Origin of the sequence: Isoptericola variabilis 225, assembly GCF_000215105.1 — a bacterium.
In the GTDB taxonomy this organism is placed as follows: domain Bacteria; phylum Actinomycetota; class Actinomycetes; order Actinomycetales; family Cellulomonadaceae; genus Isoptericola; species Isoptericola variabilis_A.
This window is the reverse complement of sequence record NC_015588.1, coordinates 2,290,810-2,309,652: the sequence shown is the minus strand read 5'-3', so window position 1 is coordinate 2,309,652 and position 18,843 is coordinate 2,290,810. Positions and strand designations below refer to the sequence as shown.

Here is an 18,843-nt window from a genome sequence, read left to right as displayed (position 1 = left end):
AGGCACGGCGCGCCGTCTTCGCGCGCCCCTGATCCCGTGTCAGAAGCCTGGTGGGCCAGAGCCCACCAGGCTTCTGACACCGGGGGAGGGGGCGGCGGCAACTAGGCTGGGGGCCGTGATCTCCCCAGCCGGTTCCTCGAGTCCCTCCAGCACGGTCCGTGTCCGCTTCGCCCCGTCGCCCACAGGCATGTTCCACGTCGGCGGCGGCCGCTCGGCGCTCTTCAACTGGGCCGTGGCCAAGCAGACCGGCGGCACGTTCGTGCTGCGCATCGAGGACACGGACGCGTCGCGCAACCAGCCCGAGTGGGTGGCCGGCATCCTGTCCGCGATGGCGGCGCTCGGCATCCGCGAGGACGACCCGACGTTCGAGGGCCCGTACTACCAGTCGTCCAACGTCGACAAGCACCGCGAGGCGGCCACGCGCCTGGCCGAGGCCGGCCGCGCGTACTTCTGCGAGTGCACGCGCGACGACGTCGCCGCACGGACGGGCAACCCGCACTCCGGCTACGACGGCTTCTGCCGCGACCGCGGGCTCGCGTACGAGCCGGGCCGCGCGCTGCGCTTCCGCACGCCCGACGACGGCGAGACGCACGTCGTCGACCTCATCCGCGGCAACCCGGTGTTCCCGAACTCGGCGATGGAGGACTTCGTCATCGCGCGCGGCGACGGCTCGCCCGTGTTCCTGCTCGCCAACGTCGTCGACGACCTCGACGAGGGCATCACGCACGTCATCCGCGGCGAGGAGCACCTGCCGAACACGCCCAAGCAGCAGCTGCTGTGGGAGGCGCTCGGCGCCACGCCGCCGGTCTGGGCGCACCTGCCCGTCATCGTCAACGAGAAGCGTCAGAAGCTGTCCAAGCGCCGCGACAAGGTCGCGCTCGAGGACTACCTCGCCGAGGGCTACCTGCCCGAGGCGATGGTCAACTACCTCATGCTGCTCGGCTGGTCGCCGGGCAACGACGAGGAGATCCTGCCGTTCGACGAGATGGTCTCCCGGTTCCGCATCGAGGACGTCAACAGCGCGCCGGCGTTCTTCGACGTCAAGAAGCTGCTCGCGTTCAACGGCGAGTACATCCGTGCGCTGCCGGTCGGCGAATTCATCGAGCGCGTCGACCCGTGGCTCCACGCCCCGCACGCGCCGTGGACCGAGGAGCAGTACGACGCCGCGGCGTTCGCCCGGGTCGCGCCGCTCGCCCAGTCGCGGGTCGCGCTGCTCGCCGACATCACCGACAACGTCGACTTCCTGTTCCTCGACGAGCCGGTCCTCGACGAGCGGTCCTGGGCCAAGGCCATGAAGGAGCCCGCCGCGGAGCTGCTCGCGGACGCGCGGGCGGCGCTCGCCGGCCTCGAGGCGTGGGAGGCCGAGCCGCTCAAGGACGCGGTCACCGCGGTGGGGGAGAAGCACGGCCTCAAGCTCGGCAAGGCCCAGGCGCCCGTCCGCGTCGCCGTGACCGGCCGGACCGTCGGCCTGCCGCTGTTCGAGTCGCTCGAGGTGCTCGGGCGCGAGCGCACGCTCGCGCGGGTCGACGCCGCGATCGCGCGGCTCGCGCAGGAGGGCGCGCCCGAGGCTCCCGCCCCGTGACCGCGGGGACGACGACGGCGCTCGTCGACGGCGTGCTCTTCGACGTCGACGACACGCTCGTCGACACGCGCGGTGCGTTCGCCAAGGCGCTGACCGCCGTGGCGGTCGAGCACCTGCCGCACGTGCCGGCCGACCGGTACGGCGAGCTGCTCGACCACTGGCGGTCCGACCCGGGCGGGTACTACCGCCGGTACACGCGCGGGGAGACCGACGTCATGACGCAGCGGCGCCTGCGCGCCGACCTGCTGCACCGCACGTTCGGCGGCGAGCCCGTCACCGAGGACTCGTTCGCCGACTGGGACGCGCTGTTCTGGGGGACGTTCGAGCGGTCCTGGCACGCCTTCGACGACGCGTTGCGGGCGATCGAGGCCCTGCGGTCCGCGGGCGTCGCCGTCGGGGTCGTGACCAACGCGGCCGTCGCGCTCCAGGAGCGCAAGCTCCGCACGGCGGGTCTGGACGGGCTGCCGGTCCTCGTGGGCGTCGACACCCTGGGCTTCGGCAAGCCGTCGCCCGAGGTCTTCGTCGAGGGCGCGCGGCTGCTCGGCACCGCGCCCGCGCGCACCGCGTACGTGGGAGACGAGCCCGAGGTCGACGCCCGCGCGGCCCGGGACGCCGGCCTCGTCGGCGTGTGGCTCGACCGGCCCGGCACCCGGCGCATCCACGAGCGGCCCGTCGACGCCGACGCGATGCGCGCCGACGGCGTGCGCGTGGTGGCGGGCCTCGACGAGATGCCGGCGGCGCTCGGCCTGTAGGGGAAGCGGGGGGTGCGTCGCGCCTGCGGCCACCGGCGTCTCCGGCATCCGCGGAGGCGGCCCGGACGTGACGTACGGCACCCCGTCGGCGTTTTGGAACCAGGGGCTCTCGTCCGGTAATGTTCTCGGTCGTTGGGTCCTTCACGGACGCGCCGACGACGGTCGGATTTGTCCTAGAAGGTCCGGCACCATGGGGTATGGTGTAATTGGCAGCACGAGTGATTCTGGTTCACTTAGTCTAGGTTCGAGTCCTGGTACCCCAGCGCAGAGCTTTAGCGCACATGCGTTAGAGTTCTCACCGGCACGGCGGTCCCACGGGATCGACGAGTCATAGGCCCCCATCGTCTAGCGGCCTAGGACGCCGCCCTCTCACGGCGGTAACGCGGGTTCAAATCCCGCTGGGGGTACGCAGGAGGTCCACCTCGGTGGACGTCTCGCCGAGCTCTTCGGAGCTCACCCTGGCCCCCATCGTCTAGCGGCCTAGGACGTCGCCCTCTCACGGCGGTAACGCGGGTTCAAATCCCGCTGGGGGTACCACGCAAGGCCCGGTCCTCACGGACCGGGCCTTCGTCGTCTCCGCGTCCCGCTCGCCCGCTCAGAGGTAGGGCTTGGGGATCGTCGGCCCGCCGCCCGAGCTCTCGGGCGGTCGCGGGTACCGGTCGCCGGACCCCCCGGGTGTCCAGGGGGCGTACGGGGCGCCGCGGTCGGCGGCGGACTCCGACGGGCCTCGCTCGGCGCCCGGCTCCGCCCCCGGGCCTCGCTCGGCGCCCGGCTCCGCCCCGTGGTCCGTGCGCCCGACGACGGGGATCGGCTGGGTCGTGGGCCTCGGCTCGGCGCCGCCCGGCACGAGAGCGGGCGGCCGGCGGCCGCCGTCCTGCCGGCCGCCGTTCTGCCCGGGCCGCGCCGCGCCCGGCACCTGGCCGGGCAGGAAGATCGTCGCGCACAGCTTGCGGTAGGTGTCGTCCGGGTTGGGGATCCAGTCGACCTGGCGCAGCGCCTGGTCCTGGCCCGCCGACTCCATGACGAAGCGGCCGTAGCCGAAGATCTGCCCCATGGGAGTGCGCGAGTAGCCCATGTCGGTGACCTTCATGAGCGGCATCATCGCGACCTTGTGGATCACGAGGCCGTAGGCCAGGATCAGCCGCTTGTCGGTCGCGACGAACCACTCGTGGTACCACTGCAGCCACTTCCACACGAGGCGGCCGAGCACGAGGAACCAGAGGGCCCACAGCCAGCGCAGGCCGACGTACTCGCTCGCGGCACCGACGAGGAGGAACGCGAGGAACGTCGTCGCGATCGGCTCGGCGAGCAGCGCCCAGTGCCGCCGCGTCGCGACGACGACCCGCTCGTTGGCGAGCACGTAGCGACGCAGGTGGCCGTGGGCGGCGACGATGTCACGCGGGTCGGTCACGGCGACGTCCTCGTCGTGGTGCTCGTGATCAGCCCACGAGCCCGCCGAGGAACGCGCCGAAGCTCGCGACCGCGTTGACGATCACGTCCCAGAGCGCCCTGACGACCTCGGACGCGCGGTCGGGGCTGGTGTAGATCGCGTAGACCACGAAGATCACGAGGAGCCAGATCAGGATGGTCTTGGCCTTGGCCGGCATCAGGTCCTCACGCCTCTCGGAAGAGCGCGGCCGGACGGTCCGCGCTCCCCGGGAGCCTACTGACCAGCGCAATCCTGCGACAGCACCTGCCTCGGCGCGCCGTGACGGGCAGGTTCGCCCGGTCGCGGCGCGCCGAGGCGGAGGCGTCACTCGCCGGCGCGGCGCAGGACCTCGGTGAGGCGGTTCGCGGCGGCGACCACGGCGGCGGAGTGCAGGCGCCCCGGCTGCCGGGTCAGGCGCTCGACCGGTCCGGAGACGGAGACGGCGGCCACGACGCGGCCCGACGGTCCGCGCACCGGCGCCGACACCGAGGCGACGCCGAGCTCGCGCTCGCTCACCGACTGAGCCCAGCCGCGGCGTCGGACACCGGACAGGATCGTCGCGGTGAAGACGGCGTCGCGCAGGCCGCGGTGCAGGCGGTCGGGCTCCTCCCAGGCGAGGAGGATCTGGGCCGCCGACCCGGCGCCCATCGTCAGCGTCGCGCCCACCGGGATCGAGTCGCGCAGGCCCACCGGCCGCTCGGCCGCGGCCACGCACACGCGGTGGTCGCCCTGGCGCCGGTAGAGCTGCGCGCTCTCGCCCGTATGGTCGCGCAGCGCGGTGAGCACGGGGTTCGCGGCCGCCAGAAGGCGGTCCTCGCCCGCCGCGGTGGCGAGCTCGTTGAGCCGCGGGCCCAGCACGAAGCGCCCCTGCATGTCACGCGCCACGAGCCGGTGGTGCTCGAGCGCGACGGCGAGCCGGTGGGCCGTCGGGCGGGCCAGGCCGGTCGAGGAGACCAGCTGTGCGAGGGTGGCAGGACCGGCCTCGAGTGCGCCCAGTACGGACGCGGCCTTGTCCAGTACGCCGACTCCGCTAGTATCGTCCATAGGTCGATACTGACGTCTCGCGGACTGAGATTGCAAGTTCGGTTCGCCGAGCGAACCACCTGGGGCGTCGGATCGCAGCACACACGCAGACGCGACAGCCGCCCGAAGGGGGCGGCGGACGAGGAGCTCGAGATGGCCGGCACGCTGGCGGAGAAGGTCTGGGAGGCGCACCTGGTGCGCCGGGGAACCGACGGTTCGCCCGACCTCCTCTACATCGACCTCCACCTCGTGCACGAGGTGACCAGCCCCCAGGCGTTCGAGGGGCTCCGTCTCGCGGGTCGTCAGGTCCGTCGTCCGGACCTGACGATCGCGACCGAGGACCACAACACGCCGACCCTCGACATCGACCTGCCCATCGCGGACGTCACGAGCCGCACGCAGATCGAGACGCTGCGCGCCAACGCGCGCGAGTTCGGCGTCCGCATCCACTCCCTGGGCGACGCCGACCAGGGGATCGTCCACCAGGTGGGACCGCAGCTCGGCCTGACCATGCCGGGACTGACCGTCGTGTGCGGCGACTCGCACACCTCGACGCACGGCGCGTTCGGCGCGCTCGCGTTCGGCATCGGCACGTCGGAGGTCGAGCACGTGCTCGCGACCCAGACGCTGCCGCTCCAGCCGTTCAAGACCATGGCGATCACGGTCAACGGCGAGCTGCCGCCCGGGACGACGAGCAAGGACATCATCCTCGCGATCATCGCCAAGATCGGCACCGGCGGCGGTCAGGGCTACGTGCTCGAGTACCGCGGCGAGGCCATCCGCAAGCTCTCGATGGAGGCGCGGATGACGATCTGCAACATGTCGATCGAGGCCGGCGCCCGCGCGGGCATGATCGCCCCGGACGAGACCACGTTCGAGTACCTCAAGGGCCGCCCGCACGCGCCCGAGGGCGAGGACTGGGACGCCGCCGTCGAGTACTGGAAGACGCTGCGCAGCGACGACGACGCGGTGTTCGACGCCGAGGTCGTGCTCGAGGCGTCCGACCTCGAGCCGTACGTCACCTGGGGCACCAACCCGGGCCAGGGCCTCCCGCTGTCGGCCAATGTGCCCGTCCCGTCGGAGATCGCCGACGAGAACGAGCGCGTCGCCGCCGAGCGCGCGCTCGAGTACATGGGCCTCGAGGCCGGCACGCCGCTGCGCGACATCAAGGTCGACACCGTCTTCATCGGCTCGTGCACCAACGGCCGCATCGAGGACCTGCGCTCGGTCGCCAAGGTCCTCAAGGGCCGCAAGAAGGCCGACGACGTGCGCGTGCTCGTCGTGCCGGCGTCGGCGCGCGTGCGCCTGCAGGCCGAGGCCGAGGGCCTGGACGTCATCTTCAAGGAGTTCGGCGCCGAGTGGCGCAACGCGGGCTGCTCGATGTGCCTCGGCATGAACCCCGACCAGCTCGCGCCGGGGGAGCGGTCGGCGTCGACGTCGAACCGCAACTTCGAGGGCCGGCAGGGCAAGGGCGGCCGCACGCACCTGGTCTCCCCGCTCGTCGCGGCGGCCACCGCGGTGCGCGGCACGCTGTCGTCCGTGGCGGACCTCGACCTGCCCGACGACGTCGACCTCACCACGTTCGACGGCACGCCGCTCGCGCCGCTCGAGGCCCCGTCCTTCGTCTGAGCCACCTGCGAGGAGCAACCGCCATGGAGAAGTTCACCACCCACACGGGCGTCGGGGTGCCGCTGCGCCGCAGCAACGTCGACACCGACCAGATCATCCCCGCCGTCTACCTCAAGCGCGTGACGCGCACCGGGTTCGAGGACGCGCTGTTCGCCGCCTGGCGCGGCGACCCGTCGTTCGTGCTGAACCAGGAGGCGTACAAGAACGGCTCGGTCCTTGTGGCCGGCCCCGACTTCGGCACCGGCTCGTCGCGCGAGCACGCCGTCTGGGCGCTCAAGGACTACGGCTTCCGCGTCGTGCTCGCGTCGCGCTTCGCCGACATCTTCCGCGGCAACTCGGGCAAGCAGGGCCTCGTGGCCGGCGTCGTGGCCCAGGAGGACATCGAGCTGCTCTGGAAGATCCTCGAGACCAAGCCGGGCACCGAGGTGACCGTGGACCTCGAGCAGCGCACCGTGCACGCCGACGACGTGACCGTGCCCTTCCAGATCGATGACTACACGCGCTGGCGGCTCATGGAGGGCCTCGACGACATCGGCCTGACGCTGCAGAACGAGGCCGACATCACCGCGTTCGAGGCCAAGCGCGAGTCGTGGCGGCCGAAGACGCTGCCGGCCAAGCACCTGCCGAGCGTCCCGATCGAGCCTGCCCGCCCTGTCTGACCCGCTGTGGAGCCTGTCGAAACCAGCCGGCCTGGCCCTGGTTTCGACAGGCTCAACCGCCGGCAGCGGGCGTCGGGAGCTCGTAGACGGCGACCTGGCTCGGGCTGTCCGACGTGAACGGCTCCTTGGTCCATCCGGACCAACGGTGACGTAGCCGGAGCCCGGCCAGCCTGGCCATGAGGTCGAGCTCGGACGGCCACACGTAGCGGTACGCGGCCGAATGGCGCACCAGGCGCCCGTTGACCCTCATCCAGTGGTGCGACCAGGCGATCTGTGCAGCGGCGTCGTCGAGAGTCTCGATCCCGACGTGGTCGTGGTCGAGCTGGAAGACCCGCGCGGCCCCGTCCTGTGGGAACGAGCGGAGCTGCGGCACAACCAGCTCGACCACGAAGGATCCGCCGGGATCGAGGTGGGCCGCCGCGTTCGCGAAGACGGCCACCTGCTCGTCCTGTGTGGTCACGTTCATGATCGAGTTCGCCACGACGTACACGAGGCGGAAGCTGCCGTGGACGCGTGCGGTCGTCATGTCGGCCACGGTCACGGGGACCGCCTCGGCGCCGGGCTTGGCGCGCAGACGCGCCGCCATGGCGGGCGACAGCTCGATCCCGTGCACCGGGATACCGCGGGCCGCGAGGGGCAGCGCCACTCGCCCGGTGCCGACGGCAAGCTCGAGCGCGCTACCTCCGCGCGCCAGCTCGAAGAGGACGTCGACCATCGGGTCCACGATCGCAGGGTCGAACTGCCGGGCGTTCACCGCGTCGTAGACGTCGGCGATGTCACTGTCCCAGATGATCGAGGCCACACCGCCAGCGTGGCGCGACAGTCACGCCCGAAGCCAGGCATTTCAGAGGCGAGGAGGTCCCTGGCGCACCTTCTCGAGCAGCCCTTCGGGCGTCGACGTCGACGGATCCCACCACGACTCGATCCACCACGTGGCTCCGGCCTCGGCCATGGCGCGTGCCTGTGCGGCGGCCTTGCCGCCGTCCGCATCGAGCCTGCCCTGCGCGACCACCTCGAACGGACCGGCGTCCGGACCGCGCTGTTCCGCGATCCACGCGACGAGCTCGCGCATCGCCTCCGGGCCGGCCTCGGCGTCCTCGGGTGACTCGCCGCGGACCTGCGGCATCATGCCGTCCCAGCGCAGCGCTCGCAGCAGGCTCTTGAGCGGCGGGCGCGCGGCGTCCCACACGGCGACGGGCCACACGGGGATGTGCCCACGCACCGGCGCCACCGGGAACGTGAAGTCGCCGGTGCGGAGCCGTTCCCCCTCGTACGAGAACGTCTCGCCCGACCACGATCGCTTGAGCCAGGCCAGCACGTCGTCGAGCACCGCTGCCCTGTCGCGCAGCTCGGTCGGTGCGCCCGGCACGGAGGTGAAGCCCCACTCGCTCGGCACGCCGACACCCACAGGGAGCACGAGGCGCCCACCCGACAGGTGGTCCACGGTGAGCGCGCGCTGGGCGAGCTCCCACGGCCGATGACGTGGCAACGCGAACACCATGGCGCCCAGCGTGATGCGCTCGGTCACGGCGGCGGCGCCGGCAAGCACGCCGAACGGGTCCCAGGTGGCCATCGTGTCGAAGCCCGGTTCGTCCATGCTGATGGCGTCCCACGTGAAGAAGCCGTCCCAGCCGTGCTCCTCGCACTCCTGCGCAAGCCGCACGTGCTGTGCGGGCGTACCGAAACTCGCCTCTCCCCAGGTGTCGTCATGGAACGCGGTCGACGCTACGCGGGGGGCCGACACTGCGCCGGACGACAGCCGGAAGCCCACACTGGGAGCCATGACCCGGTACGTGGCCCTGCTGCGCGGCATCGCGCCGACGAACCCGAGCATGCGCAACGAGAACCTGCGCCGGGTGGCGGAAGGGCTGGGGCTGACGGGCGTGCGGACGGTGATCTCGAGCGGCAACGTGCTCTTCGACAGCGACTCCGGCGACCGTGACGCGCTCCAGCAGCAGCTCGAGGCAGCCCGGCCGAGGGAACTCGGGTTCCGCAGCACGTCGATCGTCCGCAGCAGTCACGAGATCGGCCGACTGCTCGAGGCCGATCCGTTCGCCGGGTACGAGCACGGGCCGGCGTCGTACCTGCTGGTGACGTTCGTGCAGGACCGGGCGCGGTGGGGCGACCCGGCGCCCACCCCACCCGACGGGGCGGCGATCGATGTGGTCGGTGCGGCGCACGGCGCGGTGTTCACGGTCACGGACGCGACGGCGCGGACGACCGACGTCATGGGGTGGCTGGAGAAGGTGTACGGCACCCGGATCTCGTCACGGACGTGGCGCACCGTGCTGCGCCTGCACCGGGCGCTGGAGTAGCCGGCGGGGCGCACCGGGAGAGGGAGACGCACTTCACGCCACGGCGACTCGACAGCACGAATAGGCTGTGGGCCATGGCTTCCCACTACGACGTCGTCCTCCTCGGAGCTGGACCCGGCGGCTACGTCGCCGCCATCCGTGCGGCCCAGCTCGGCAAGTCCGTCGCCATCATCGAGGAGAAGTACTGGGGTGGTGTGTGCCTCAACGTGGGCTGCATCCCCTCGAAGGCTCTCCTGCGCAACGCCGAGCTCGCGCACATCTTCACCCACCAGGCCGAATTCTTCGGCATGTCCGGTGACGTGACGTTCGACTTCGGCAAGGCGTGGGACCGGTCGCGCGAGGTCGCGGACGGCCGCACCAAGGGCGTCCACTTCCTCATGAAGAAGAACAAGATCACGGAGTACGACGGCCGCGGTGTCTTCCGTGACGCCAACACGATCGAGGTCACGCTCAACAAGGGCGGCACCGAGACGGTCACGTTCGACAACGCGATCATCGCCACGGGCTCGAAGGTGCGCCTGCTGCCGGGTGTCGAGCTGAGCGACAACGTCGTGACCTACGAGAAGCAGATCATGACGCGCGAGCTGCCGAAGTCGGTCGCCATCGTCGGCGCCGGCGCCATCGGCATGGAGTTCGGCTACGTCCTGAAGAACTACGGCGTCGACGTGACGATCATCGAGTTCCTCGACCGTGCGCTGCCGAACGAGGACGCGGACGTCTCCAAGGAGATCGCCAAGCAGTACAAGAAGATGGGCGTCACGATCATGACGTCCACCGCCGTGCAGACGGTCGAGGACAACGGCTCGTCCGTCAAGGTCTCGTACAAGGGGGTCAAGGACGACAAGCCCGGCTCCCTCGAGGTCGACAAGGTCCTCATGGCCGTCGGCTTCGCGCCGAACGTCGAGGGCTTCGGGCTCGAGAACACCGGCGTGCAGCTCACCGACCGCGGCGCGATCGCGATCGACGACCACATGCGCACCAACGTCCCGCACATCTACGCGATCGGTGACGTCACCGCCAAGCTCATGCTCGCGCACGTCGCCGAGGCGCAGGGTGTCGTGGCCGCCGAGACCATCGGCGGCGCCGAGACGATGACGCTCGGCGACTACCGGATGATGCCGCGTGCCACGTTCTGCTCGCCGCAGGTGGCGTCGTTCGGCCTCACCGAGCAGCAGGCGAAGGACGAGGGCTACGACGTCAAGGTCGCCTCGTTCCCGTTCATGGCCAACGGCAAGGCGCACGGCCTCGGCGACCCGACGGGCTTCGTCAAGATCGTCGCCGACGCCAAGTACAACGAGCTGCTCGGCGCGCACATGATCGGCCCGGACGTCTCCGAGCTGCTGCCCGAGCTCACCCTCGCGCAGAAGTGGGACCTCACCGCTGACGAGGTCGCGCGCAACGTGCACACGCACCCGACCCTGTCCGAGGCGATCCAGGAGTCCATCCACGGCATCGTCGGGCACATGATCAACTTCTAGTCGATCCCTCGGCCGTCACCGGCCGTAGCACCCGGTGAGAGGCCCGGATCCGCGGGATTCCGCGGATCCGGGCCTCTTCGCGTCTCGGCGCGTCGTCGGCACAAAGGGCCAGCAGGTGGACGTCTTGACCCGCTGTGGCACGGGGAGGCACAACGGGGCGCCGTATCCGGGGGAGGCGACCGTCAGAAGAAGGTTCCGCGCCGGATGAGCTGCACGGCACACCAGAGGTTGAGCGGGGCGGCCACGGTCATCATGACGGTGAAGGCCCAGTCGCCCGCGTCGACGCCATCCTGGTCGACGAATGCGCCGTCCGTCGCTATCACGGCGTAGCCGGTGGCTGCGGCGGCCAGCGCCACGAGACCGATGAGGATCGCTGCGACCGCGATGGTGAGCTGGAGCCAGCGCGCGGTGATCCACGGCTCGCGGTTGGTCTCCTTGGCCGCGTCCCAGACGACCCGCCACATCGACGCCGGCTCCACCAGCTCCAGGGCCGGGGCGTCGTCGTGGTCGTCGAGCATCGCGAGAGTGGTGGGCGGCAGGCCGAGGAGGAAGGCCAGGCGGGCCAGCGGGTCGCCGTTCCAGGTCCGCGCCCGCACCAGCGCCCGGAGCTCCGGCAGGTCGACGTCGCCGGTGCCGACGTGCTCTGCCAGTGTGGTGGCGACGGCGTCGCGGTGTTCCCAGCCGTCGGTTTCGAGGTCGCGCCAGTCGGTGTTCCAGGCGACGGCGCTCACGTCGTCAGGACCGAGCGCGATGAGGAAGCCGGAGGTGCCGCCCGGCCCTCGCCAGAGGCTCAGAGCGGCTGGATGGCGTCCGTCGGCGCCCGCCGCGAGGGTCGGCGTCACCATCTCGTGGGCTTCCGCGGCGTCGAGCGGCCTGATCGCGCTCCACCCGTGCTCGAGCGTGACGAACCCCGTGCGCCCGATCTCGCCCGCGAGGACCCGAGCCGCCACGTGTGCTGCCGTCCTGTCGGCACGGGTGAGGGCGACGGCACGCTCGGGTGCCGGCTCGTCCAGCGCCGGAAGGCCGAGAACCAGGTCCAGGCTCGAGGCGACGTCCTCGGCTCCAGGCGCGTCCTGGAGGAGATCGGCGAGCTCGCGTTCACGCTCCGGTCGCCCGAACACCTCGCACAGCGAGCGGGACGCGTCCTGCACCTCGGAGGGCGAGCGGCCCTCTGGGTCGCACGACCAGGTCCAGACTCGGCTCCGTCCCGATGCGTGTACGCCGAGCGTGAGGTCGCCGTCGTCGTCCTCCTCGATCGAGACGACGTCGCCCAGCGGCAGCAGCCGTTCGGCGTCGGGCAGCCAGACGGCGGTCCATCCCGACGCTGCGGTCGGACCGACGATCCCGACGCCGTCGGCCTGCAGGGCCGACACCACGGCGGGATGGGGAGCGCGGGCGATGGCGAGCACGGCGCAACGGTGCGGCCAGGGACGCGATCACCGTGCCCGTCGTCCGGCCAGCAGCGCCGCCAGCCGGCCGGTCCAGCTCCTGGCGCCACCTGATCTCCACGCCGCCGACGGCGGCGGACGTCCCCCGCCTCACGTCGGAGAACCCGATGGCCATCGTCACCAGCGTCCGGTGCTCCTCCGCCCTGAGCTCCACCTACCGAACGTGGTAGGTTACGCTGGACAGCCGGGAAACCGGTTTCCCGCACAAAGGAGTGCAGGTATGCGGCAAGGATCAAGCCTTCGCAAGCTTTTGTCCGGGGTGGTGGTCGCCATGGTGGCCACCGGTGCCCCGACGATCGCCGCCAGCGCGGCGGCGGTACCGGTGAGTGCCGTGACGACGAGTGGCGCATCGGCAGGTGCGACGAACTGGGGGGCCTGGTACGAGAGTGCCTACGCCACCTGGGTCGGCAGGGACGACGACTATCGGGCCTACGTCAAGTCGGACGGGGCGTACGACTGGCGCAACGGGTCCCCGATCGAGGACTGGTTGACCGACTGGACGGAGGTCGACGTCGAGCTCGTGCGCGAAGTGGACCCTGCCCGGGACACCTGGCGAGTCGACATCCCCGGTCTACCTCGTGGCATGTATGACATCCAGGTCCGTGCTGCCGACGGCACGACCGTCGTCGACACGGTCACCGGCCTGCAGACGGAGTCGTTCCCGCGCAACGGGGCGGCCTTCGTCCCGTCGGACCAGGATGTGTACAGGTTCCCCGGCAGCAACAACGCTGCGCCGGACGGTGTGGTCGGGGGCTACCTCCCGGACGGTCGCATCGACCCGGACGCCGATGTCGTCTACCTCACCCCCGAGACCATGGAGGCGTTCCCGGCCACGGTATTCACCGAGGGGCGTGGCGCGACGGCGGACGCGAAGACGCCTCTCGTCGTGCGCGTCATCGGCACGATCGGTTCGTTCGACACGGTGGCCGCCAGCAAAGCGGCCGCAGGTGCTCACGTCCCGCCGGGCGTCAACGACAGCCGCATGATGGTCATCGGTGCCGGCAACGGCAACGTCACCGTGGAGGGCATCGGTCCCTCATGACCGCGCCAGCCACTCAGGCTGCGTGACCCAACCTGTCACCCGTTCGTGCAGCAGTCCCCATCGCCGACTTCACGGCTGTGGCGGGAGCGATGTGGTGCATGGCGGTACCTGCGCCGTTCCTCCACCGCTCCACGACGCGCGGCCCCAGGTGGTCGAGCCTGCCACCGACGACGGGGACGCTCCCGCCCGCGCGCTGACCTGCGCTTCGCGCGGCGGCGTGCCCGGCGTCGGCTCAGCGTCGCTCGTCGGCCGTGTCGAGCACGTCGTCCTGCGCCTGCGCCGCCTCGACGAGCCGCGCCATGAGCTCGACCGCGTCGTCCCGGGCGACGCCGTGCTCCAGCACGAGGGAGTGCCACGTCGAGAACGCCAGGACGTGTCCGACGACGCCGGCGACGCGCGGTCGGTGCCGGGCGGTCCGGGGGAGCGCGCTGAGGAGGGCCTCGCGGAGCGCGGCCTCGTCGCGCCGGATCTCATCGGCGAGCGCTGCGGGCATCATGGGCCGGGCTCGCTCGACGTTGCGGAGCATGTCCGCGCCCTCGGCGTAGTACCGGTACACGTCCGTGAGCGCCGCCCGCAGCCGCGCAGGCGGCGCGTCGCCGGTCCACCGGTGCGGGTCGGGCGGCACTTGCTCGGCGATCCAGTGCGCCGAGCACGCCTGGAACAGCGACTCGGTGTCGGGAAAGTGCCGGTACAGCGTCGCACGCGTGACGCCGGCCCGGGCGGCGATGTCGCTGTACGAGGCGTCCAGGCCCTCGGTCCGGTGCAGCTCGACCGTCGCCTCGACGATGCGCCGGCGGGTGTGCTCGACATCCGCGGCGCGCTTGCGCATCCGGTACGGACGCGAGTTCGTCGAACGGACATGTTCACTCAACTATTGACACATCCCTGACGGCGGAGGACAGTTTTCGGTGAACGTCATTGTATCGCCGAAAGGTGGTACGTCGTCGAGGAGGACGAGATGCACGTGCACCGACTGGACGACGACGTCGCCGTCCTCGCAGACCAGGCCGACGTCCCCGGGCTCGGCACCCTGCCCGTGAACGCGTTCGTGGTCGGGCGCAAGGACGCGCTCGTGATCGACTCCGGCCTGTCGACACCAGGCACCGGGTTCCTCGACGCGCTCGCCTCGGTGGTGGACCCGCAGGACGTCGGTTGGGTGTGGCTGACGCATCCCGACCGCGACCACACCGGAGGGCTCTGGGAGCTCCTCGACGCCGCGCCCCACGCGCGCCTCGTCACGACGTTCCTCGGGGTCGGCATCCTCTCGTGCGAGTACGAGGTGCCCATGCACCGGGTCCACCTCCTCAACCCGGGCCAGGAGCTCGCCGCCGCCGGCCGGACCTTCCGGGGGATCCGACCACCGCTGTACGACAGCCCGGCCACCGTGGGTCTCGTCGACGAGTCGACCGGCGCCCTGTTCAGCTCCGACTGCTTCGGCGCTCCGCTGGAGGACGCGGAGGTCTCTGCGCGCGACGACGTCCGCGGCGTGTCGGAGGAGGAGCTGCGCGAGCGGCAGCGGCTCTGGATCTCGGTCGACGCGCCGTGGGCACAGGTCGCCGACCCGGTCGCGTTCGGCGCGACCGTGGACACGATGCGGCGGCTCGCGCCGACGTCGGTGCTCAGCAGCCACCTACCGCCCCTGCGTGACGCCGCGTCGATCGCACGGGCCTTCGACGTCGCGAGCTCGGCTCCTGGGACGACGCCGTTCGTCGGCCCGGACCAGCACGCGCTCGAGGCGCTCCTGGCGACGTTCGAGCCCGACGTCGGCTGACCGCGGCGCTCGGCATGGGTGGTTCGGCCCATCCTGCCGCGCCCGCGGATAGGTCAGGTGCCCGATGCTCGCCCCTGCACCGCCTTCGTACGGTCGACGTGCCCAAGGAGGTGTGACATGACCACTCAGCACATCGAGACGGTCGTCGTGGGTCGGCCGCTTCAGGGGGCATGGGGTTCGACTGTTCGATCGTGAGGGAGACGAAGTGCCGCCCTGCACGTGTGGCCTCGGTTGCCTTCCTCGGTGAGGGACCCGCTGGAGACCATGCGCGGCGCGCAGAGGCGTCGCGGCTGCTCCCAAGCGACGCCGACGCTGGTTAAGCCAGTGACGCGCCGGCCGATGTGCCGGGGCGTGTCAGTTCATTCCGCGACGAAGTCGTCGCCGTGGCCCGCCGTGGCGAGGCTTCCATCAAGCAGATCGCGAAGGACTTCGGGATCTCCGAGTCGTGTCTGCGCAACTGGCCCGGAGTCGTTGTGGGTCGGCATAGCACGGCGTTCGCGCCCGTGGTTTCGCCGGGGACGAGGCTGTAGGCCGGTCGGGCTGGTAGGGCATCGCTCGGGCGGCCGGTGGCGACGAGGGCCGCGCGCGTGGCGACGCGCCGTCGGGCTGGACACGTCGGCCAGAAGTTGGGGGTTGACGGACCCGTAGATCCGTGTCTAGGGTCCACGTTATACGAATGACCGGCCGAGCTGGGGAGGTGATCACGGTGGCCCGTAAGAAGGACAAGCCGACGATGTGGGATGTCGCCGCGCGTGCGGGCGTGTCCCAGGCGACCGTGTCCCTCGTCCTCAACGACGTCGGTGGGAGCCGGGTGGCCGAGAGCACCAAGGTTCGGGTGCTGACGGCCGTCGAGGAGCTCGGGTACCGGACGAACGCCTTCGCGCGCAGCCTGCGCAGCGGCGACTCGAGCCTCATCGGCTTCGTCTCGGACGAGGTTGCGAGCGCCCCGTTCCCCGGCAAGCTGCTCAAGGGCGCGCAGGAGCGCGCCTGGGAGACCGGCCACGTCATCCTGAGCATCGATACGTATGACCGCCCGGAGCTCGAGGCGGCCGCCATCGACACGATGATGTCCTACCGGGTCCGCGGCGTCGTCTACGCCTCGATGTACCACCGTCGGGTTCGCGTCCCCGAGTCGCTGCGGGATGTGCCGACCGTCGTGGTCAACGCGCAGGACGCGGCCGGGATCGTGCCGAGCGTGTTCCCCGACGAGGAGTTCGGCGGGTACACCGCGACGCGGCACCTGATCGACGCGGGCCACCGCCGCATCGCGATGATCAACATCCAGCCTCGCGACAGCGACCTTCCCGCCGGCATCGGGCGACTCGCCGGCTACCGCCGGGCGCTCGACGAGGCCGGCATCGCGTTCGACCCGAGCCTCGTCCGCTACGGCAACGGGATCGTCGAGCACGGGCTCGAGCTGACGAGGGAGCTGATGGACTCCACCGCGGACCGGCCGTCTGCCATCTTCTGCGGCAACGACCGGACCGCCTGGGGTGCGTACCGGGCCCTCGAGTCGCTGGGGCTCCGCGTCCCCGACGACTGCTCGATCGTCGGCTTCGACAACCAGGAGACGCTGGCCCCCTTCCTCGACCCGGGCCTCACCACCGTGGCGCTCCCCTTCGAGCAGATGGCCCGTCGGGCCGTCGAGATCGTCCTCGGAGAGGGCGGCGATCACCCGCAACTCCATCCCATCGAGTGCTCACTGGTCCGCCGTGGATCAGTGGCGAGTGCAAAGGTGCCCGTATGACCACTCAGTCCATGGCGCATCAGCGTGCGCCCGTGCCGCGCCGCGGCACGTCGCATCTTCGGCGTGCCGGGCGGTCCTGGCAGTTATACGTACTACTCGCGCCGGCGTTGCTCTACGTCGTCCTCTTCAAGTACTGGCCGATGTACGGGGCGCAGATCGCCTTCCGGAACTACAACCCGGCCGACGGCTTCGCCGGGAGCCCCTGGGTCGGGCTGGACCACTTCGAGCGGTTCGTCGAGTCGTTCCAGTTCGAGCGACTCATGGTCAACACGCTCAGCCTCAACGCCCTCGGCCTCCTGCTGGCGTTCCCGGTGCCGATCGTCCTCGCGCTGATCGTGAACCAACTGCAGAGCGACCGGTTCAAGAAGTTCACCCAGACGGTCCTGTACTCGCCGTCGTTCATCTCGGTCGTCGTCGTGGTCGGCATGATCCACCTGCTGTTCTCACCACGAGCCGGGATCGTGAACAACGCGATCGAGGCGTTCGGCGGCACGCCGGTGTTCTTCATGGGCTCCCCGGAATGGTTCAGGCCCCTGTACGTCGGGTCCGACATCTGGCAGAACGCCGGCTTCTCCATGATCGTCTACCTGGCTGCCCTCACCGCGATCGACCCGTCGCTGCACGAGGCAGCCCGCGTGGACGGTGCCAACAAGTGGCAGCGCATACGGCACATCGACATCCCCGGGATCATGCCGGTGATCACGATCCTGTTCATCCTCGCCATCGGCAATCTCTTCAACCTCGGCTTCGAGAAGGTCCTGCTCATGCAGACGGACCTCAACTTGCCGACCTCCGAGGTGATCCAGACCTACGTGTACAAGGCCGGCCTCCAGCAGGCGCAGTTCAGCTACTCCGCCGCCATCGGTGTCTTCAACTCCCTCATCAACCTCGCCCTGCTCCTGACCTTCAACTGGGTCGCTCGCCGGGCCAACCAGTCAAGTCTGTGGTGACGACGCCATGACCCAGCTCACGCAGTCCCAGGGCGCCCTGCCCTCCACCGCGCCGCACGGCGCCGCCCGCCGCGGGGGGCCGCACTCGGGGACGGTGCACCGCGCTCCGCTCCGGGAGCGCATGGCCGACCCGCTGTTCAACGTGGTGGCCGTCGGGCTCCTGCTGTTCGCCATCGCGGCGATCCTGTACCCGCTGTACTTCATCGTCATCGCGTCGGTGAGCGAGCCGGTGGAGATCCTCAACGGCAACGTCTGGCTGTGGCCGCAGGGCTTTACGCTCGAGGGCTACGGGCGCATCCTGTCCGACCCCGACATTCTGCGCGGCTTCGCCAACTCCGTGCTGTACACGCTGGTTGGGACCGCCGTGAGCGTCGTGGCCATCCTGTGCGGGGCGTACGCGCTGTCCCGCAAGGACATGTACGGCCGCACGTTCTTCATGCTCGTGTTCATCATCACGATGTTCATCGACGGCGGCTTGATCGCGCGCTACCTGGTCGTCCGCGACCTGGGAATGCTCGACACCATGTGGGCGGTGGTCCTGCCCGGCGCGATCGGCGTGTGGAACCTCATCATCGCCCGCGCATTCTTCGAGAACAACGTCCCGGGCGAGCTGCGGGACGCCGCCCAGCTCGACGGCGCGAACGACTTCCGATTCTTCCTCGGGATCGTCCTGCCGCTGTCCAAACCGCTGATCTTCCTCATGATCATGATCCATCTCGTCGCCAACTGGAACGCCTTCTTCGACGCGCTGATCTTCCTCGACGACGAGAGCAAGTATCCCTTGCAGCTGGTGCTGCGCAACGTCCTGATCCAATCCGAGGTCACCGCCGCCGGCGGCTCAGGGGCGATGGACTCCTATGCCGCCGCCCAGCGCATCGGCGAGCTGATCAAGTACGGGATGATCGTGATCTCCAGCATTCCGCTGCTCATCGTCATGCCGTTTATGCAGAAGTACTTCACCAAGGGCGCGCTGCTCGGCGCGGTCAAGAGCTGAATTCCCTGCCCACCCGTTCTCCCT

The 18,843-nt window shown here is 70.5% G+C and carries 18 protein-coding genes, 3 tRNA genes and 1 pseudogene; 15 read left to right on the top strand and 7 right to left on the bottom strand.

Annotated elements, in window-relative coordinates:
- Nucleotides 1-115: 115 nt before the first annotated feature.
- From gltX to ISOVA_RS10770, 5 genes are all read left to right on the top strand, one after another.
- Complete coding sequence (gene gltX, locus ISOVA_RS10790; RefSeq protein WP_267878933.1) at nt 116-1,582, top strand: glutamate--tRNA ligase; 1,467 nt, start codon at nt 116-118, stop codon at nt 1,580-1,582.
- Entirely contained in the window at nt 1,579-2,334 is a 756-nt protein-coding gene (locus ISOVA_RS10785; RefSeq protein WP_013839259.1) for an HAD family hydrolase, read from the top strand. The genes gltX and ISOVA_RS10785 overlap by 4 nt, the downstream gene beginning before the upstream one ends.
- Nucleotides 2,335-2,525: 191 nt before the next feature.
- Nucleotides 2,526-2,597 (top strand) — tRNA-Gln (locus ISOVA_RS10780).
- A 71-nt stretch (nt 2,598-2,668) separates the two neighbouring features.
- A tRNA-Glu gene (locus tag ISOVA_RS10775) sits at nt 2,669-2,741 on the top strand.
- Nucleotides 2,742-2,795: 54 nt separating this feature from the next.
- Nucleotides 2,796-2,871 (top strand) — tRNA-Glu (locus ISOVA_RS10770).
- Between the two features lie 58 nt (nt 2,872-2,929).
- Here the strand turns inward: ISOVA_RS10770 and ISOVA_RS15580 are convergent.
- The 3 genes from ISOVA_RS15580 to ISOVA_RS10760 all read right to left on the bottom strand — a co-directional run bounded on the left by ISOVA_RS15580 (nt 2,930) and on the right by ISOVA_RS10760 (nt 4,807).
- Complete coding sequence (locus ISOVA_RS15580; RefSeq protein WP_013839258.1) at nt 2,930-3,745, bottom strand: PH domain-containing protein; 816 nt, start codon at nt 3,743-3,745, stop codon at nt 2,930-2,932.
- A gap of 28 nt (nt 3,746-3,773) precedes the next feature.
- On the bottom strand, nt 3,774-3,941 hold the full coding sequence (locus ISOVA_RS16790) for a hypothetical protein (protein ID WP_013839257.1): 168 nt from the start codon (nt 3,939-3,941) through the stop codon (nt 3,774-3,776).
- A gap of 146 nt (nt 3,942-4,087) precedes the next feature.
- Nucleotides 4,088-4,807: an IclR family transcriptional regulator gene (locus ISOVA_RS10760; protein ID WP_013839256.1), complete on the bottom strand. Its 720-nt coding sequence runs from the start codon at nt 4,805-4,807 to the stop codon at nt 4,088-4,090.
- A gap of 132 nt (nt 4,808-4,939) precedes the next feature.
- Here ISOVA_RS10760 and leuC point away from each other — a divergent pair, with 132 nt between their 5' ends.
- Both leuC and leuD read left to right on the top strand, forming a co-directional pair.
- On the top strand, nt 4,940-6,415 hold the full coding sequence (gene leuC, locus ISOVA_RS10755) for a 3-isopropylmalate dehydratase large subunit (protein WP_013839255.1): 1,476 nt from the start codon (nt 4,940-4,942) through the stop codon (nt 6,413-6,415).
- 23 nt (nt 6,416-6,438) lie between these two features.
- Entirely contained in the window at nt 6,439-7,074 is a 636-nt protein-coding gene (gene leuD, locus ISOVA_RS10750; RefSeq protein ID WP_013839254.1) for a 3-isopropylmalate dehydratase small subunit, read from the top strand.
- Nucleotides 7,075-7,126: 52 nt separating this feature from the next.
- On the opposite strand, the gene ISOVA_RS10745 is transcribed toward leuD, so the two are convergent.
- Complete coding sequence (locus ISOVA_RS10745; protein ID WP_013839253.1) at nt 7,127-7,876, bottom strand: class I SAM-dependent DNA methyltransferase; 750 nt, start codon at nt 7,874-7,876, stop codon at nt 7,127-7,129.
- 42 nt (nt 7,877-7,918) lie between these two features.
- The gene (locus tag ISOVA_RS10740) at nt 7,919-8,857 is read right to left on the bottom strand and encodes an LLM class flavin-dependent oxidoreductase (RefSeq protein WP_143762112.1); all 939 of its coding nucleotides are present in this window, start codon (nt 8,855-8,857) and stop codon (nt 7,919-7,921) included.
- Here ISOVA_RS10740 and ISOVA_RS10735 point away from each other — a divergent pair.
- Both ISOVA_RS10735 and lpdA read left to right on the top strand, forming a co-directional pair.
- Nucleotides 8,856-9,389 (top strand): DUF1697 domain-containing protein, encoded by a 534-nt coding sequence (locus ISOVA_RS10735; RefSeq protein ID WP_013839251.1) that lies wholly within the window; start codon nt 8,856-8,858, stop codon nt 9,387-9,389. The genes ISOVA_RS10740 and ISOVA_RS10735 overlap by 2 nt on opposite strands.
- Before the next feature lie 74 nt (nt 9,390-9,463).
- Nucleotides 9,464-10,867: a dihydrolipoyl dehydrogenase gene (gene lpdA, locus ISOVA_RS10730; RefSeq protein WP_013839250.1), complete on the top strand. Its 1,404-nt coding sequence runs from the start codon at nt 9,464-9,466 to the stop codon at nt 10,865-10,867.
- Between the two features lie 182 nt (nt 10,868-11,049).
- Here lpdA and ISOVA_RS10725 read toward each other — a convergent pair whose 3' ends face one another.
- The gene (locus ISOVA_RS10725) at nt 11,050-12,276 is read right to left on the bottom strand and encodes a serine/threonine-protein kinase (RefSeq protein WP_013839249.1); all 1,227 of its coding nucleotides are present in this window, start codon (nt 12,274-12,276) and stop codon (nt 11,050-11,052) included.
- Between the two features lie 259 nt (nt 12,277-12,535).
- Between ISOVA_RS10725 and ISOVA_RS10720 the strand changes: the two genes are divergently transcribed.
- Nucleotides 12,536-13,357 carry a hypothetical protein gene (locus tag ISOVA_RS10720; RefSeq protein ID WP_013839248.1) on the top strand — a complete coding sequence of 274 codons (822 nt, stop codon included), beginning with the start codon at nt 12,536-12,538 and terminating at the stop codon, nt 13,355-13,357.
- A gap of 232 nt (nt 13,358-13,589) precedes the next feature.
- Here the strand turns inward: ISOVA_RS10720 and ISOVA_RS16980 are convergent, their stop codons facing one another.
- A complete protein-coding gene (locus ISOVA_RS16980) occupies nt 13,590-14,186 on the bottom strand; it encodes a TetR/AcrR family transcriptional regulator (RefSeq protein WP_013839247.1) in 597 nt (198 codons plus the stop codon).
- A gap of 129 nt (nt 14,187-14,315) precedes the next feature.
- Between ISOVA_RS16980 and ISOVA_RS10710 the strand changes: the two genes are divergently transcribed.
- From ISOVA_RS10710 to ISOVA_RS10690, 5 genes and pseudogenes are all read left to right on the top strand, one after another.
- Complete coding sequence (locus ISOVA_RS10710; protein ID WP_013839246.1) at nt 14,316-15,128, top strand: MBL fold metallo-hydrolase; 813 nt, start codon at nt 14,316-14,318, stop codon at nt 15,126-15,128.
- A 341-nt stretch (nt 15,129-15,469) separates the two neighbouring features.
- Nucleotides 15,470-15,589, top strand: a pseudogene (locus ISOVA_RS17670) (transposase); the annotation flags it as partial.
- A gap of 245 nt (nt 15,590-15,834) precedes the next feature.
- On the top strand, nt 15,835-16,875 hold the full coding sequence (locus tag ISOVA_RS10700) for a LacI family DNA-binding transcriptional regulator (protein WP_013839245.1): 1,041 nt from the start codon (nt 15,835-15,837) through the stop codon (nt 16,873-16,875).
- Entirely contained in the window at nt 16,872-17,825 is a 954-nt protein-coding gene (locus ISOVA_RS10695; RefSeq protein ID WP_013839244.1) for an ABC transporter permease, read from the top strand. The genes ISOVA_RS10700 and ISOVA_RS10695 overlap by 4 nt, the downstream gene beginning before the upstream one ends.
- 7 nt (nt 17,826-17,832) lie before the next feature.
- Nucleotides 17,833-18,819, top strand: a complete 987-nt coding sequence (locus ISOVA_RS10690) for a carbohydrate ABC transporter permease (protein ID WP_013839243.1) — start codon at nt 17,833-17,835, stop codon at nt 18,817-18,819.
- The last annotated feature ends 24 nt before the right edge of the window (nt 18,820-18,843 follow it).